Genomic DNA, 16,144 nt, shown 5'->3' on the forward strand with positions numbered 1-16,144 from the left:
TGTCTCCTAGATACGGGGTACGAACTGCTCCGAATGATCGAGCAGACGGCTGGCCTCGGACAACTCGCCCTGATAGGCGGCGCGTTCCGCCTCGGTCGTCCGGGAGTCGCCGAGCAACCGTTTGAGCTGATCGATCCGGCGCGTGAGCCCACGCTGAGCGTTGCGCACCTCATCCACGTGGTCCCACGGCTGGCCGGACGGCTTCCGGGCGACGACCTCGCCGTTCAGCTCGCGCCGGGCCGCGTCCAGATCCCGGTCCGTCAGGTGTTCCTTCATCCGGTCGGTCTTGGTCGGCACCGACCGCGACGGCTGACTGCCGCTCATCGGCGAGACCGCGTCCTCGCCGGCGGCGTGCTGCATGAGGGAGGTCGTGGCGGCCCCGGTGATGGCCACCCCGGTCGTGATGCCGGCGGCCGACACGACGTTCAGCGGCACCCCGGCGACCGCGCCCACGCCGGTCACGTCGAGCGCGACTCCCAGCCCCTCACCACCCGCGCTGACCGCGGTCAGCAGGAGCCCACCGGCCAGGGCGGCGGTCTCGCCCGGATGCTGGATCATCGCGTTGCCGAACGACGCGAGTCCGTTGACGACGTCCGCGCCCACATCGAGCGCGAAGTCGCCCACCGCGTCGAGCCAACTCGATTCCTCCGGCGCCGCGTCGGCCTCCGCGTCGAGGAACCGGGCCGCGGCGTCACCGTCCTGGGCGACCTGGTCACGTGCGTTCCGCAGGGTGTCCCGCGCCGCCTGCCGCCCGGCCTCCCCGCCGTCCACGAAGGGCGCGACGACCTGGCCCGGCACGGCCTGCGCGACCTGCTGGTCGTACGCCTGCCGGGCGCGCGCCGACGCGGCCTCGCCCTCGTCCCACAGCCTGATCGCCTCGGCCGCCTGGCCCTGCGCCCACCGCAGAGTGCCCGCGTAGACGTTCAGGCCGTCGGCGGCGGTGGCGAGCGAGTTGGAAGCCTCGTACCACTTGTTGGGCTCGTAACTGAACTTCTCCCGGAACGCGTCGCCGGCTTCACCCGTCCAGGCGCCGGTGTCGATGTCGACCAGGCCGTCGCCGGCCTTCTCCGCGTTGGCCGCTCTGTCCCGCAGCGCCCGCACGTTGCTCTCCACCGCGGCCGGATCACCCGGCACCAGCGCCAGCGGGTCGTGGGTCTGGCCGAGCTCAGTCATCGACGACCCCCTTGGCCGGGTCGGTGGTCAGGCGCCCGGCCGAGGCGGCATCCGCCGACCGGTAGGCCCGCGCCGCCTCGTCCAGGATCTTCCCGATCGCCTCGGCGTCGTCCACGAGAATGTCGAGGCCTTCGTTCCACCGGTCGCAGAAGTTCTCCATCGCCCGGTGCAGCCTCGCGTGCCCGTAGGCACCGGCCGCCCGGTCCAGATCTTCCAGAGCGGAGTCACGCTGGTCGGCCACGCTCTGCCTGATGCCCGCCGAGGCCGTTTCCAGGACCTCGATCTCCACGTGGAACCCGGCACCGTCCATGGTTGTTCGCCTGCCTTCACCCCGTATCGGCGATCCGTCGAACGTCGCTCCCGCGAGGCTAGAACCCCTAGGCAATATCGACGTTGATCAACTTCTAGTGATGAACGAGCGAGGGATCGCGGCGCCGGGCGGCGCGCTGGGAGAGACTTGCTGGCGGAGGCAATGAGAAGCGATGTCGGAGGCTGTTTTCATGACTGCGATTCAAGAGATTCCGGTGCGGACGATCGACGGGGAGACCACGTCGCTCGGGGCGTATGACGGGCAGGTTCTGCTTGTGGTCAATGTGGCCTCGAAGTGTGGGCTCACGCCTCAGTACGACGGGCTGGAGAAGCTGCACGAGCGGTTTCGGGACAGCGGCTTCAGTGTGCTCGGTTTTCCGGCCAACGACTTCGCGGGGCAGGAGCCGGGGACCGATGAGGAGATCGCCGAGTTCTGCCGGAGCACCTTCGACGTGCAGTTCCCGATGTTCTCGAAGATCACGGTGAAGGGCGCGGGGCAGCACCCGCTGTACCAGGCGCTGACCGCGGCCCGCAAGCACGACGACGGCAGCACCGATGTGCAGTGGAACTTCGAGAAGTTCCTGATCTCGCGTACGGGTGAGGTCGTCGGCCGCTTCTCGCCGCAGGTCACCCCGGAGGACGAGGCACTGGTCGCCGCCGTACAGAAGCAGCTCTAAGCGCAGACGACCTGAACCCCGGCGTCCTCGAGCGCGGCCACCACGCCGGCCGGGGCGCCGGAGTCGGTGACCAGGGTTTCGACCTTGCTGATCGGGCAGATGCGGGCGAAGGCGTGGCCACCCAGCTTGGACGAGTCGGCGATCACCACCACGCGTTTGGCCCGCGCCACCATCAGGCTGTTCATGGCCGCCTCGCCCTCGTGGTGGGCCGCCGCGCCCAGCTCCACGTCCAGCGCGTCCACGCCGAGCAGCACGATGTCCAGCGTCACTTCCTTCAGCAGCGCGCCGCCCAGCGGCCCGACCAGCTCGAAGGACTGGGGGCGGACCACGCCGCCGGCCACCACGATCTTCATGCGGGAGCGGACCAGCAGCTCGTTGGCGATGTTCAGGGCGTTCGTCACCACGGTGAGCTGGGCGCCCTCGCCGCCGGCGTTCAGGTCCGGCCGTACGGCCAGGGCCCGCGCCACCTCGGTCATCGTGGTGCCGCCGTTGAGGCCGACGACCGTTCCGGGGGTGACGAGCCGGGCCGCGGCCTCGCCGATGCGCTGTTTCTCGGCCGAGTGTTTGGCGCTCTTGTAGCGCAGCGGCAGGTCGTACGAGACGCCGTTGGCGACGGCGCCGCCGCGGGTCCGGGTGATCATCTGCTGTTGGGCGAGCTGGTCGAAGTCGCGCCGGATGGTGGCCTGGGAGACGTCCAGGCGCTCAGCCGCGTCCTCCACGCTGACCCGGCCGCTCTCGGCGAGTAACTCGAGCAGGGCATTCCACCGCGCGTACCGGTCCACCGAGACTCCCCGATGAGCGTTCCATGATAAGAGTGTGCACATTAGTGAGCGAAAGCCCGGGAAGCAAACCTCGGCGCTGCGCACTCGGCGAAACGATGCTTGCGTCTCCGGCGGCCCTCTGCGCAGAATGGCGCTCGAAAGTGCCTAAAACCGAGCGCATATGCGCAGCGACGCACGGTGTGAAGGGTGTCCCATGAGCTACGTCAAGGTGGAGATCGCGAGCCAGCCCGAGTGCTGGCGCAAGGCCGCCGAGCTGGCCGACTCCCCGGGCCTGCCCGCCCACGGCGAACGGGTCGCCGTCGTCGGGTGCGGCACGTCGTGGTTCATGGCCAAGGCGTACGCGTCGTTGCGCGAACGGGCCGGCCACGGCGAGACCGACGCCTTCCAAGCCTCCGAGTTCCCGCACGGCCGCACCTACGACCGGATTGTCGCGATCACCCGCTCGGGCACCACCACCGAGGTGCTGGATCTGATCAAGCGGGAGAGCAACACGACGGTGATCACGGCCGTCGGGAGCGAAAAAGCGGCGCGGGAAGCCGACCACGCCATCGTGCTCGACTTCGCCGACGAGCGGTCGGTCGTGCAGACCCGCTTCGCCACCAGCGCCCTGGCCCTGTTGCGGTCCCACCTCGGCGAGGACATGGACCCGGTCGCGGCCGACGCCGAGGTCGCCATCCGCCTGCCGCTGCCGGTGCACCCCGCCCTGGCCGAGCAGATCACCTTCCTGGGCCGGGGCTGGACCGTGGGCCTGGCCGAGGAGGCCGCCCTGAAGTGCCGGGAGGCCGCCGGCTACTGGGCCGAGGCGTACCCGGCCATGGACTACCGGCACGGCCCGATCGCGATCGCCGCCCCGCGCCGCGTCGTCTGGGCCTTCGGCGACATCCCGGCCGGGCTGGCCGACGACGTGGAGGCCACCGGCGCCTCGTTCGTGCACAGCCGGCACCACGGCGGTTACGCCGCCCTGGGCAGCTGGTGCGGCGGCCGGGCCCCGCTCGACCCGATGGCCGACCTGGTCGTGGCCCAGCGCGTCGCCGTGCTGCTCGCCACCAGCCAGGGCCTCGACCCCGACCACCCCCGCAACCTCACCCGCTCCGTGATCCTGGGATGACGAACGTCGTCGTCGCCCTCGACGTGGGCGGCACGGGCATGAAGTGCGCCCTGGTCGGCACGGACGGCACGGTTCACCACTCCGAGCGCCACCCCACGCTGGCCGAGCGCGGCCCCGAGGCCGTCCTCGACAACATCGCCGGCATCGCCGACGGGCTGGCCGCCACCGCCCGCGGCAAGGATCTGACGCCCATCGCCACCGGCATCGCCGTGCCCGGCGTCGTCGACGAGAAGAACGGCATCGCCGTCTGGTCGTCGAACATCGGCTTCCGCGACGTCCCGGTGCGTGACCGGCTGGAGAAGCGGCTCGGCCTTCCGGCCGCGCTCGGTCATGACGTACGCGTCGGCGGTATCGCCGAGGCCCGGCAGGGCGCCGGCCGCGGCCGCGGCCACGTGCTCTTCGTGGCCATCGGCACCGGCATCGCGGCCGCCCTGGTCGTCGACGGCGCCGGCTATCCGGGCGCGCACGGCGCGGCCGGCGAGCTCGGCCACATAGTGGTCCGCCCCGGCGGCAACGCCTGCGGCTGCGGTCAGACCGGCTGCCTGGAGGCGCACACCTCGGCCAAGGCGGTCGGCCGCCGCTACGCGGAGCTGTCCGGCGAGCCCGGCGCGACCGCCTTCGACGTGGTCAGCCGGCTGGGTACCGACGAGCTGGCCCGTACGGTCTGGCTCGAAGCCGTCGACGTGCTGGCCGACGGCCTGGTCATCGCCCAGGCCCTGTACGACGTCGACGTGCTGGTGCTCGGCGGCGGCCTGGCCGAGGCGGGCGAGGCGCTGCTCGGCCCGCTGCGCGAGGCGTTCGCCGCCCGGATCACCTTCCACCGGGCCCCCGAGATCGTGCGCGCGGACCTCGGCGACGAGGCCGGCTGCCTCGGCGCGGCCCTGCTCGCCCTCGACCACCTTCAGGAGACACAGTGACCCGCATCGGCGGCCGCATCGTCCGTCCCGGCGCCGTCGTCGAGGGTTACGTCGAGGTCGACGGCCCGACGATCCTCGAGGTCACCGCCGGCAACAGCGCGGGCGACGACGTCATCGTGCCCGGCTTCGTCGACATCCACTGCCACGGCGGCGGCGGCCACACCTTCACCACCGGCGACGCCGAGTCGGCCCGGGCCGCGGCCGCCTTCCACCTCGGCCACGGCACCACGACCATGCTGGCCAGCCTGGTCAGCTCCCCGTTCGAGCTGATGCGCGACGCCACGGCGGCCTACCTGCCGTTGATCGAGGCCGGCGTCCTCGCGGGCGTGCACTACGAGGGCCCGTACCTGTCCCAGGTCCGCTGCGGCGCCCAGAACCCGGACCACCTGCGCGACCCCTCGATCGACGAACTGCAAGAGCTGATCAAGACCGAGGCCGTACGCCTGGTGACGATCGCCCCCGAGCTTCCGGGCGCCCTGGAGGCGATCGCCTTCCTGCGCGAGAAGGGGGTGGCCGCCGCGGTCGGGCACACCGACGCCACGTACGAGCAGACCCTGGCCGGTGTCGCGGCCGGCGCGACCGTCGGCACCCACCTGTTCAACGGCATGCGCCCGCCGCACCACCGCGAACCCGGCCCGGTGATCGGGCTCCTCGCCTCGCCGGTGGTGAGCGAGCTGATCGCCGACAACATCCACCTGCACCCGGGCATGCTGGCCTTCGCGGCCCGGACCGCCGGCCCGGACAAGGCGGCGCTGATCACCGACGCGATCGACGCCACCGGCATGGCCGACGGCTCCTACGACCTGGGCGGCCAGCAGGTGATCGTGGCCGACGGCGTGGCCCGTCTGGCCCGCAACGACTCGATCGCCGGCAGCACCCTGACCATGGACGTGGCCCTGCGCAACACGGTCGCGGCCGGCATCTCCCTGCCCGACGCCGTCGCCATGGCCAGCACCACCCCGGCCCGGGTCCTCGGCCTCGCCGATCAGACCGGCGCGCTGGAGGCCGGCCTGAGCGCCGACCTCGTCGTACTGAATCCGGACTTAACGGTTAAGCGCGTCATGCGGCGCGGGGTGTGGGTCTAACGGCCGCTCCCAGCCCCCGAGCCGCGGCAGGGGAAGCGCGTCCCAGCGCACACGAGAGATCAGCCGCGCCAGCACCAGCCCGAGCAGCAGCCCGGCCACCGAGTCGGTCAGCCAATGGAAGCCTGTGTACACGGTCGTGCAGAAGACGATCGCCACCGGCACGACCCGGATCAGGATGGTCTCGCGCGACGACAGCGGCCGCCGGAGCAGCGCCGCGATCAGGAAGGCCAGCACCGCGTACCAGACGAGCGAGTTGCCCAGGTGCCCCGAGGGGTAGCTCATTGCCTCGGCCCCGGACGCGTACGGATTGTGCATGACCGTCTTGTCCGGCCCGTCGAAACGCGGCGCCGCGCGGTCGGCCCAGATCTTCAGGGGCCCGATGGTGACGTACGTCAGCAGGAAAGCCGCCACGAAAGGCAGCACCGCGCGCACCGACCGGGTCCGCCACGTGAGCACGCCGGTCAGGATCAGCGCGACCGGCATCAGCACCTGGCCGCCCTGCCCGAAGTAGTTCAGCACCCGGGCCGTCCAGTAGACCGGATCGGGCTGATGCGCGAACGCCCAATCGGCCACCCGCTGGTCGAGCGTCAGCAGGTGGCCGTTGATCAGGGCGACGGTGAGCGCGACGAACGCCGCGAGGAACGCGACGTCGGGCCACCAGCTCTTCGGTTTACGCACGCCCTCAAAACTAGATGTACGGGCGCAACTTCGCGGCCAGCAGGTCGCCGCGGACGCCCGAGTTGGGGCAGCCGCCGAAGTGGTGCAGGGCAACCACCTTGTCGGTCTTGCGGCTCAGCACCGGCGAGCCGGACGAGCCGCCCTCGGTGTCGCAGTAGTACGCGACGTCGGACTGGGTCGCGTAACCGTTGTAGCCGGGGTCGACCACCGAGCAGTTGCCGGCCTTCTCGCCCAGCGACCCGGCGATCCGGGTGGGCTCGCCGGCCGGGTGCTGCGGCACGTACAGCTCCTGGTTCTTGGCCGGGCGGGCGGTGTCGAGGGTCAGGTAGCCGAATTTGCGTACGGCCGCGAAGTTGGAGACCGAGAAGAGCGTGAAGTCGTAGACGCGGTCGGTCGTCAGGACCGAGGCGCCCCAGACCTTGGTCGGCTTGTAGACGTCGTAGCCACCGCACTGCGCGCACTGGTAGTTGAACCAGACCTCGGTGTCGTGCGCCTCGGCCGTGTTGGTGAAGCAGTGGTTGTTGGTGAGCATGCGGTTCTGCGTGCCGATCCGCCAGCCGGTGCACAGCTCGGTCCCGTTGATCAGGAGCCGGGCGACAGCCTTCGACTTCATGTAGGCCACCGGATCGGACGAGCGGTAGCAGACCGCGTCGGCCGAGGTGTCGCTGCCGCAGACGGACTCCTCCTTGCCCGTACGGCCGGGAACCGTCAGCTGCTCCTCGGGCTGTTCCCGCTGTTCGGAGCGGCTGAAGCCCTTGGCCACCCGGTCGACGTCGACGCCGAGCGTGCCGAGCAGCTCGCCGAGCCGCAGCGGGTCGGCCGGGCCGCGGTGCATCTCCAGCACCGCGGTGTCGCCGGTGACCGACATGGCCCAGCGGTCGCTGTCGTGCTCGCTGAGCTCGGGGGCGTCGTAGCGGTAGGACTCGGTGCCGTCGGCGTTGGAGACGGTCACGTAGTCGCCGGGCAGCATCTCCAGGCGGGAGAAGTGCAGCTTCACATAGGACGCGCCGGGGTAGCGGAACGTCTCCTTCTTCGGCTTGCCGCCCAGGTAGCCGAGCAGCTTGCGCACGCTGAGCAGTTCGCCGACCTTCTGCCGGCCGTCGCCCTTCACCGCGGACGCCGACTCGTGCCGGCCCTCCTGGTCGATCATCCCGGGGGCGGCGCTCGGGGCCGATGGGGCCTTTGTTTCCCCGTCGACGGCCGCGTCCGGCGTTCCCGCCATCGGCGCCGCCTCCGCCCCGGCCGCCGCCTGGTCCGCCCGGTCCGCCTGTTCCGCTTGTTCCGCCTCTTCCGTCTGTTGCGCTGCGACGGGCGTGCGCTCCACCGGCGATGGGGCCTGCTGCCAGGTGCCGACGGGCCGGTTGTCGCCCGCGGCCTTCCACGCGGTCGCGCCGGCCGTGCCGGTCAGGGCCAGAGCCGCGCAGGCCGCGACTGCTATGCCTGCCTTACGTCGCATTTAGTTCAACCCGCCATTCACGTCATATCAGGGACATATGTGCTAATCAGGCGTTCTCGCATGTGTGTAACGAGCCACCTGCGGCAGCGACGCGCCGGGAAGAGCGTGCACACTGGTTCGGTGCGAATCACTTCCGCCGTCGTCGACCCAGCGCTGCTGGAACTGCCGTGGGGCATTCCGCTGGAGGAATGGCCCGCGGATCACCTGGTCGCCCTGCCTCAGGGCATCTCCCGCCACATCGTGCGGTTCGTGAAGCTCAACAACGTGGTGTACGCCCTGAAGGAGACCCGGGAACGGATCGCCGAGAAGGAGTACGACCTGTTGCGCGCGCTCGAGCGCATCGACTTCCCCGCGGTCGAGGCCGTCGGCATCGTCACCGACCGGGAGGACGCGAACGGCGAGCCCCTCGAAAGCGTGCTGATCACGCGGCACCTGCAGTTCTCGCTGCCCTACCGCGCCCTGTTCTCCCACGTGCTGCGGCCGAACACGCTCAACCGGCTGCTCGACGCGCTGGCCGCCCTGGTGGTGCGGATGCACCTCACCGGCTTCTCGTGGGGCGACTGCTCACTGTCGAACACGCTGTTCCGCCGCGACGCCGGCGCCTTCGCGGCGTACCTGGTCGACGCCGAGACCGGCAACCTGTACCCCAAGCTGTCCGAGGGCCAGCGCAGCGAGGACGTCGAGATCCTGCGGCTCAACATCTTCGGCGAGCTGCTCGACCTGGAAGCGGCCGAGCTGCTGCACGAGTCGATCGACCCCGAGGCCGTGGTCGACGACATCGTGGCGCGCTACGAACGGCTGTGGCACGAGGTGACGTACGAGCAGAAGGTGCCCCGTGACGACGCCCGCCACGACATCGAGGGCCGCATCCGCCGCCTCAACGAGCTCGGCTTCGACGTGGCCGAGGTGGCCATGTCCACCACGGACGGCGGTTATCGGGTACGCCCCAAGGTCGTCGACGCCGGCTACCACACGCGCCGCCTGCTGCGCCTGACCGGTCTGGACGCCGAGGAGAACCAGGCCCGGCAGCTGCTGAACGACCTGGACACGTACCGGGCCGAAAGTCTGCTCACCGACGAGCAGCAGGCCGCGCACCGCTGGCTCACCGAAGTCTTCGAGCCGGTGGTCCGGGCCGTACCGCCCGACCTGCGCCGCAAACTGGAGCCGCAGGAGATCTTCACCCAGGTCATCCAGCACAAGTGGCTGCTCTCCGAGCAGGCCGGCCGCGACGTGGGCATGGCCGCGGCCGTGCAGTCCTACCTCAAGGACATCCTGGCCAAGAAGCCCGACGAGCAGGCCGTCCTCGGCGTCGAGGTCGGCTCACTCGCCGGCAGCGTCTAGCGCGTCCAGCGGCCGCGCCGCCTGCTCGAGCAGAATCCGCAGACCGGCGCGGCGGGCCACCACCACGATCTCGTCGCCCGGCGCCAGCACGCGCCGGGCGTCGGGCGTCCAGTCGACCCACTCCGACCCGGCCGCCGTCATCCCGATCACCCGGACGCTCTCCGGCCGGTCGGCGCCCTGCAGGGCGGCGCCGTCCAGGGCCGAACCGGCCGTCACCTTGACCGCGGCCACCAGCAGCGCGTGCCGCTCGACCGGGATGGTGGCCAGCACCTCGCGCTCCAGCATCGCGGCCGCGAAGGCCGGCGCGCACAGCCGCGAGACGCTGCGCGAGATGTCGATGTTGAACGCGTCCTGCACCCGCCGCGCGAAGTCGTCGTCGAACAGCCGCAACACCACCCGGATGCCGTCGCGGGCCTGCCGCGCGTGCAGGGCGGCCTGCAGGTTGACCGAGTCGTCGGTGGAGACCACGACCAGCGCCTGGCAGCTCGCGATGGAGGCCGACCGCAGAGTCGCCTCCAGCGCCGCGTCGCCGATGATCACCGGCACGCCGAGATCCTCGGCCACCTTGACGCCCCGCGCCTCGGGGTTGCGGTCGATCGCCACCACGTCGAGGCCGAGATCGGTCAGCTGGCGCAGCACCCGGGTGCCGACGTTGCCCAGCCCGACCAGCACGATGTGGCCCGTGTAGACCTTGAGGATCTCGCCCCGGTTCAGGGCCAGCCGCGTCTTGACCACGCCGTCGACCACGGCCGCGGTGACCAGCGGCAGCAGCGCCACCCCGGCCAGGGTCAGCACCAGCTGCGCGGCCTGGGCCGCGGGATCCCGGTTCTCCTCCACATCGGACGAGCCGACCATGGTCAGCAACGTGACGTAGATCGACTTCCAGAATCCCTGCACGCCGGTGAAGTGGGTCAGCAGCGCGCCGGACACCACGGTGAGCCCCAGCGCGACCAGCACCGCGATGCCGAGCTTGCGGCTCAGGCCGACCCGGACGGCCCGGCCGATCGACAGCCACGGCCGCCGGCGCCGGCCCTCGCGGGACAGCCGGCGGGCGGTCACCGCCTGTGCGGCCGGGCGCCGCCCGGCCTCGGCCAGTACGAGATCGGCCGGGCGGGGTTCCGAGTCCGGCGGCAGCACCGTCGTCCGCCCGTTGCCGTCCGAAGTGGCCAGTGTGAGCAGGACCGCGTCGTCCGGCACGTCGGCCCGTTTGGCCACGTTCATCGTGCGGGCCGCGTAGCGGAAGTGGGTCGGCGCGACCTCGCCGAGCGCGGCCGCGACGAAGGCCGGCGCGGCCATCGCGGCGTCCGACAGCACCGCGCAGTCGGCGAAGAGCCGCCGCACCCCGTACGCCAGACCGGTGTTGAACATGCGGATGACGAGCCGCAGGTCACCCTCGACCGCGCGGGCGCAGAGCGCGGCGTGCAGGTTGACCATGTCGTCCGGCATCACCAGGGCCAGCGCGTCGGCCCCGGCCAGCCCGGCGTCGCGAAAGGTGCGCTCGTCGAGCCGGGTCGCGGTGATCACCCGGACGCCCCGGGCCCGTAGGTCACCCAGATCGGTTACGGCCGACTTCAGCTCGGGCGGCGTGATCAGGGTGAGCCGGACCCGGTGGCCGGACCGGGCCAGCTCCTCGGCCAGCGTGTAGACCAGGGCGTCCGATCCGCAGACGACCAGGTGCGGACGGGCGTCGCTCGTCCGCTCGCGCAGCCGCGCCATGAAGGATCTACCTTGATCGGTTGCCACGCCGCGATCGTAACCAGCCGGAACCCGCCACCGGGGCCGCTCGTTGCCCCATCCGAGCCTTTAGTCCGAATTAGGGCTAATGGTCAGCATCCCCCAGTCGCCAGGAGGAGTTCAGTGCGCAAAACGATCGTCGCCGGAGTGGTGCTCGCCGGAGGGATCTTCCTGTTCGGGGCCACCCCCGCGCAGGCCGATCTGATCCCGGGCGCGGGTACCGACACCGCCGAGCAGCAGCTCGACCAGCGTCTCGCCGACCTGCTCGGGCAGAGCAACGGCGTCAATGTGGACAATCCGCTGCGCTACAGCTCGCTCAACGACAGCCCGCTCGCGCAGAACCCCGTCGTGGGATTCAAGGCGCCGACCGGCACGCCCGACCTGAACCCGCTGCTGCCCGGCAACGCCGCCAACGAGCCGAAGCCGCAGCTCCCGGCGGCCGACGTGGTCGGCGGCACGCTCCAGCGCACCCGCAGCGGGCAGGCCCTCGACCGGCCGCTGCGCGACGTCCCGCTGCAGGACAACCCGCTCCAGGATCTCCCCCTGCGGCAGCTGCCGCTGCAGAACCTGCCGCTGCTGGGCAACTCCGGTGGCCTGTCCGGCGGCGGTCTGCCGCTGGTCGGCGGCCTGCTCATGCCCGACGGCCGGCCCTCGCCCGGCCTGAACCGGCCGATCGCCCGCAAGGCGGCCGGCAACACCCCCGACACCAGCGGCCTCCCGGCCGGCGGCATGGCCATCATCCCGGCCGCCGACGCCGCGCCCGCCCAGCCGAAGCCGAACAAGCGGCCCAAGCCGGCCCCCGCCGCGACCCCTGACGACCCGCGCCTGCACGAGGAGCCGGTCGACGAGCACCGCCAGTTCTCGCCGAACGGCCGCCCGGTCGCCGGGATCGACCAGCAGTACAAGTAGTCCTCTCACCCAGGAAGGCCCGCCCCACCAGGGACGGGCCTTCCTGTTTCGGCCGTGCTCAGCCGGCGATCGACGCCACGACGACCGTGGCCCGGCCGACGACCGCGCCCTCGTCCGTCACGATGGCCAGGTCACCGAAGAGCTCCCGGTTCGCCGGCGGCGTCGAGGCCACCGTGACCGAGCCGGTCACCGTGGTGCTCGCCCCGTTGGCCAGGGTGGTCGCCGCACCCGGCACGTCCACCGTGCCCAGCGCGGTGCTGTAGTAGACGTCCAGGTAGTCGTAGGCCGTCGAGCCCGCGGGCACCGAATAGCCGTCGACCACGACCCGGTAGTCGCCCGCCGGCGGGTTCGCCAGCGAGATCGACTCCTCCGAGTCGCCGTCCGCGTCCTGCCCGACCAGTTCGCCGTCCCGGTACAGGCTCAGGTCGAGGTCGGCCGCCGCGTCGGCCGGGTTGCCGATCGCCACGTTCAGCGAGGCCGAGCCGGCCGGCAGCGTGAACGTGAACTCCTGGCTCTCGCCCTCGGCGATCGTCGGCCGCTGCCGGTTGGCGCTGCCGAGCGGGCCGCCCTGCGCGGTGACCTTCACCGGGCCGAAGTTGTTCTTCACGGTCCAGGTGACCGGGTTGGCCGCGCCGACCGTCACGTTCGACAGCGTCGTGGTCTCCGGCGTGACCGTCACACCCTGCACCTTGGCGGTCAGCGTGAACGGGTTGCTCAGCACCGGGGTGGTGCGCCGCGACTCGACCTCGAGCTCCCAGACGCCGGGGATCGGGTTCTCGTACGCCCGCTCGCTCGGCTTGCAGGCCGCCTCGTCGCTGTAGTTGCTGTAGCAGGCCGTCGACGCGGTGTCCTCGACCGGCACACCGTACGGGTTGATGCCGATCCACCGGGTCTGCGAGCCGGCCGCGAGGCCGGACAGGTCGACCTGCAGCGCCTTCGTGCCGACCGGCACGTTGACGTAGAACGAGGTCGTCGAGCTGCGGTCGACCGCGCCCTTGAAGGTGTTGGAGTACGCCGGCTTCGGCGACTCGACAGCGGCCACGACCGTGTTCAGCACCTCGAAGTCGATGACCGGGGTGCTCGGGTCGTCGACCTCGAGCAGACCAGCCGTGACGCCGTTGTTGGCGCGGACCACGACCGGCACGGTGACCGTCTTCTTCAGCGGCAGCACGACCAGCGGCGACGACAGGAAGTTACCCCGGTCGCCCTTCCAGCTGAGCTTGTGGAGCACCGGGTAGCTCGGTCCCGACGTACGGGTCAGCTTGATGTTGACGACCTTGGTCTGCCCGGGCTTGAAACCGCCGGCCGAGGCCGCGCACCGGTTGTAGAGGCCGACGCCCTGGCCGTCGGTGGCCAGCAGGTCGTCCAGCGGCGTGCAGACCGGCGCCGACGACGTGTAGTCGCGGGTCGCCGACTTCTTCTTCAGCAGCGTCCACGCGCTGGGCACGTCGAGCTGGCCGTAACCCTGCTCGTTGACCTGCTCGCCTCCGATGGTGTCGGCGGTCGAGTAGATCGCCCGGCGCAGCGACGCCGGCGAGACCTTGAGGCCGTTCTGCTTGGCCGCCGAGAGCAGCAGCGCCGCACCACCGGCGGCCTGCGGGGAGGCCATCGAGGTGCCGTTCTGCATCGAGTAGCCGGGCGGCAGCGTGTACGGCACGGTGGCCAGGCCGGGCACGACCTCCCAGGTCGGGCTCAGCGAGACGGCCGAACCGGGCGCCGCGATGTTCGGCTTGAACCCGCCGTCCTCCCGCGGTCCCCGCGAGGAGAACGGGATGAGCTGCTGGTTCTTGCGGGTGACGGCGCCGTAGTTGGAGAGCCAGGTTTCCTTGGTGATGCTGGCGGCGACGCTGACCACGTCGGTGGCCACCGACGGGTCGCCGATCGTGTTGACACCCGGGCCGCTGTTGCCGGCCGAGATGAACATCTGCACGCCGTACTTGCGGATCAGGTCGTTGTAGAGGTCGGCCCGCGCGTTGTTGCCGTCGTTGAGCGCGGGCAGGCCGCCGATCGACATGTTGATCACGTCGACGTGCCGGTTGATGACCAGGTCGGACATGCCGGTGGTCAGCGCGGCGGCGGTGCAGCCGCCACCCCACGAGCAGGCCCGGGACGAAACGATCTTCGCGCCGGGGGCCTGGCCGTCGAAGTTGGCGTTGCCGAGCAGGTCGTTACCGGCGGCGATACCGGCCACGTGCGAAGCGTGCAGGCTCTCCGGGATGCCGATGTTGACGAAGTCGGCGACCGTGCCCGCGGGGTAGCCGGCCGGCTCGATGTCGACGTCCTCGCGATACTCGACGACGAACGGCATCCGCTCGGCCACCGCGGTGGCCGGGTTGTCGGTGCCGAAGTAGCCGATGTCGTACTTCTCCTTGTACGGCCGCATCACGGCGTCGTCGGTGAAGTCGAAGTTCTGGTTGACGTCGACACGGATGTCGTGCGACTCCGGGTCGTAGAGGATGCCCCAGGTGTCGGTGGTGTCGCCGTCGCGGTTGACGTCACCGGCGGCGTCGCTGGCCTTGGTGATCGACTCGCTGAAGCGGTTGACCCGGTAGTTGCCGGCCGGTGCTTTCCAGGTCGCGCCCGCGAAGGTGAACGAGGGGCCGGCGACCGAGGTGATCATGGCCCGCCACGAGCCGTCGCCCTCGAGCACCGGGTCGGTCGAGGTGACCCAGTCGACGATCTTGCGCTCGCCGGTGGTGGTCTTCTGGAGGGCCGGGTGCGCGATGTCCACACCGGAGTCCATGATGCCGATGGTGATGCCGCGACCGTCGTACTTCGGGTTCTTCTTCTTGAAGTCCACCGAGCCGGTCTCGTCGGTCGGCAGGTACGGGTTCGCGGCCGGCGTCTGCGGGCCCGGAGGCGCCGGCGGCGCGGCCGGCTTGGCCGACTGCGTGCCGGCCAGGTCGGCCTCGGGCAGCTTGATGGTCTCGTCCAGGTCGACGGCCTGAATGCCGGCGAGCTTGGCGGCGGCGACGACCCGGCCGGTCGGCACCGAGGCCAGCACGTAGCCGATCTGGTCGAAGCGCCGCGCCACGACGCCGCCCAGGGCCTCGATCTTGGCGGCCACCTCGGCCGACTTGCCGTCCTCGGCCGCGATGATGACCGTGACGTTCTTCTTCTTGGCCGCTTCGGCCTGGGCCAGCAGTTCGGCGTCGTGCGAGCCGAGGGTGTCGGCCGGCGACTCCTTGGGGGTGTCGGAAGCACGCTGCTGTGCGGCGGGCAGAACGCCCGAGCCGGGCTCCGCCGCGGCCGGGAGCGAACCGGTCATCGTCGCCGCGCCGGTGGCCAGACCGGCCGCCAGAACCGAGATGAACGTTCGACGGCCCCATGTGGATTGTTGTCTCACGTACGGGTCCTCCGGAAGGAAGGCGCTCAGCGGGGGTGCACAGAGCGCATCTGGAGAATCTTCCGATCGATCGGAATAGAAGTCACTACGGTCGATAACGTCGTGACGAGCCCGTGACATTACGTTCGACGCATGGAATCCAGCAGATTTCCGGCCGGTTACCAGGGGAAACACCCGCTATGGGTCCATCGATATAGGCCCATGCGAAGCCAATTGCCCGACCCGCAGGATCTCGTCGACATCCCATTGGTCGTACGCATGATGCCCGAACTTGCTCGTCACCGTGCGCCCGTCCGGCGCGATCAGGAAATCCGCCGGCAGCCCGAGCCGCCCCTGCGCCTGAGTGCCGGCCGGGCCCGCTTCCCGCCGCCGCGCGATCATCACCGAGCTGCGCGCGACGGCCCGTATCAGAGGCCACCACGCCCGCGGATGCAGCAGCGACCGCGGCGACGCCTGCACCCCGTACTCCCGATAGAGCCTCTTCTCCGGATCGGGGATGACGGCGAACGGCAGGTCGTACTGCCGAAGCTCCTCGGCCGGCGAATGGAAGACGACAATCTCGCGGATGCCGGCCGCCTCGATCTCGGCGTGCCGCCGGACGATCGACTGGAGATGGAGATTGCAGATGG

At 70.8% G+C, this 16,144-nt stretch carries 14 protein-coding genes; 6 read left to right on the plus strand and 8 right to left on the minus strand.

Annotation, left to right across the window (positions count from 1 at the left end):
* Positions 1 to 6 precede the first annotated feature (6 nt).
* Together ACGFJ7_RS06435 and ACGFJ7_RS06440 are read right to left on the minus strand one after the other, a co-directional pair.
* Positions 7 to 1,173 carry a putative T7SS-secreted protein gene (locus tag ACGFJ7_RS06435; RefSeq protein ID WP_360247102.1) on the minus strand — a complete coding sequence of 389 codons (1,167 nt, stop codon included), beginning with the start codon at positions 1,171 to 1,173 and terminating at the stop codon, positions 7 to 9.
* Entirely contained in the window at positions 1,166 to 1,483 is a 318-nt protein-coding gene (locus ACGFJ7_RS06440) for a hypothetical protein (RefSeq protein WP_360247104.1), read from the minus strand. The genes ACGFJ7_RS06435 and ACGFJ7_RS06440 overlap by 8 nt, the downstream gene beginning before the upstream one ends.
* Positions 1,484 to 1,673: 190 nt before the next feature.
* Here ACGFJ7_RS06440 and ACGFJ7_RS06445 point away from each other — a divergent pair, with 190 nt between their 5' ends.
* Positions 1,674 to 2,159 (plus strand): glutathione peroxidase, encoded by a 486-nt coding sequence (locus ACGFJ7_RS06445; RefSeq protein WP_360247106.1) that lies wholly within the window; start codon positions 1,674 to 1,676, stop codon positions 2,157 to 2,159.
* Here the strand turns inward: ACGFJ7_RS06445 and ACGFJ7_RS06450 are convergent.
* Positions 2,156 to 2,941 (minus strand): DeoR/GlpR family DNA-binding transcription regulator, encoded by a 786-nt coding sequence (locus tag ACGFJ7_RS06450; protein WP_360247108.1) that lies wholly within the window; start codon positions 2,939 to 2,941, stop codon positions 2,156 to 2,158. The genes ACGFJ7_RS06445 and ACGFJ7_RS06450 overlap by 4 nt on opposite strands.
* 193 nt (positions 2,942 to 3,134) lie before the next feature.
* On the opposite strand from ACGFJ7_RS06450, the gene ACGFJ7_RS06455 reads away from it, so the two are divergent.
* From ACGFJ7_RS06455 to nagA, 3 genes are read left to right on the plus strand one after another with little or no spacing between them, the layout of a single operon-like run.
* Positions 3,135 to 4,049, plus strand: coding sequence for a sugar isomerase (locus tag ACGFJ7_RS06455; protein ID WP_360247110.1), 915 nt, complete (start codon positions 3,135 to 3,137; stop codon positions 4,047 to 4,049).
* The gene (locus ACGFJ7_RS06460; RefSeq protein WP_360247112.1) at positions 4,046 to 4,966 is read left to right on the plus strand and encodes an ROK family protein; all 921 of its coding nucleotides are present in this window, start codon (positions 4,046 to 4,048) and stop codon (positions 4,964 to 4,966) included. The genes ACGFJ7_RS06455 and ACGFJ7_RS06460 overlap by 4 nt, the downstream gene beginning before the upstream one ends.
* Positions 4,963 to 6,051 (plus strand): N-acetylglucosamine-6-phosphate deacetylase, encoded by a 1,089-nt coding sequence (gene nagA / locus ACGFJ7_RS06465; RefSeq protein WP_360247114.1) that lies wholly within the window; start codon positions 4,963 to 4,965, stop codon positions 6,049 to 6,051. Before ACGFJ7_RS06460 ends, nagA begins: the two co-directional genes overlap by 4 nt.
* Here nagA and ACGFJ7_RS06470 read toward each other — a convergent pair.
* Both ACGFJ7_RS06470 and ACGFJ7_RS06475 read right to left on the minus strand, forming a co-directional pair.
* Positions 6,010 to 6,729, minus strand: a complete 720-nt coding sequence (locus ACGFJ7_RS06470) for a phosphatase PAP2 family protein (protein WP_360247116.1) — start codon at positions 6,727 to 6,729, stop codon at positions 6,010 to 6,012. The genes nagA and ACGFJ7_RS06470 overlap by 42 nt on opposite strands.
* A 10-nt stretch (positions 6,730 to 6,739) precedes the next feature.
* A complete protein-coding gene (locus ACGFJ7_RS06475; RefSeq protein ID WP_360247118.1) occupies positions 6,740 to 8,185 on the minus strand; it encodes a serine protease in 1,446 nt (481 codons plus the stop codon).
* Positions 8,186 to 8,245: 60 nt separating this feature from the next.
* On the opposite strand from ACGFJ7_RS06475, the gene ACGFJ7_RS06480 reads away from it, so the two are divergent.
* A complete protein-coding gene (locus ACGFJ7_RS06480) occupies positions 8,246 to 9,526 on the plus strand; it encodes a DUF4032 domain-containing protein (protein ID WP_360247120.1) in 1,281 nt (426 codons plus the stop codon).
* On the opposite strand, the gene ACGFJ7_RS06485 is transcribed toward ACGFJ7_RS06480, so the two are convergent.
* A complete protein-coding gene (locus ACGFJ7_RS06485) occupies positions 9,506 to 11,269 on the minus strand; it encodes a TrkA family potassium uptake protein (RefSeq protein ID WP_360247122.1) in 1,764 nt (587 codons plus the stop codon). The two genes, ACGFJ7_RS06480 and ACGFJ7_RS06485, sit on opposite strands and share 21 nt — an antisense overlap.
* A gap of 114 nt (positions 11,270 to 11,383) precedes the next feature.
* On the opposite strand from ACGFJ7_RS06485, the gene ACGFJ7_RS06490 reads away from it, so the two are divergent.
* Positions 11,384 to 12,169: a hypothetical protein gene (locus ACGFJ7_RS06490; RefSeq protein ID WP_392641158.1), complete on the plus strand. Its 786-nt coding sequence runs from the start codon at positions 11,384 to 11,386 to the stop codon at positions 12,167 to 12,169.
* Positions 12,170 to 12,227: 58 nt separating this feature from the next.
* Here the strand turns inward: ACGFJ7_RS06490 and ACGFJ7_RS06495 are convergent, their stop codons facing one another.
* Together ACGFJ7_RS06495 and ACGFJ7_RS06500 are read right to left on the minus strand one after the other, a co-directional pair.
* On the minus strand, positions 12,228 to 15,437 hold the full coding sequence (locus ACGFJ7_RS06495) for a S8 family serine peptidase (RefSeq protein ID WP_360248247.1): 3,210 nt from the start codon (positions 15,435 to 15,437) through the stop codon (positions 12,228 to 12,230).
* A 255-nt stretch (positions 15,438 to 15,692) separates the two neighbouring features.
* On the minus strand, positions 15,693 to 16,142 hold the full coding sequence (locus tag ACGFJ7_RS06500; RefSeq protein ID WP_360248249.1) for an AhpC/TSA family protein: 450 nt from the start codon (positions 16,140 to 16,142) through the stop codon (positions 15,693 to 15,695).
* Positions 16,143 to 16,144 lie beyond the last annotated feature (2 nt).

The sequence above is a fragment of the Actinoplanes sp. NPDC048988 genome, from assembly GCF_043197815.1.
Taxonomy (GTDB): domain Bacteria; phylum Actinomycetota; class Actinomycetes; order Mycobacteriales; family Micromonosporaceae; genus Actinoplanes.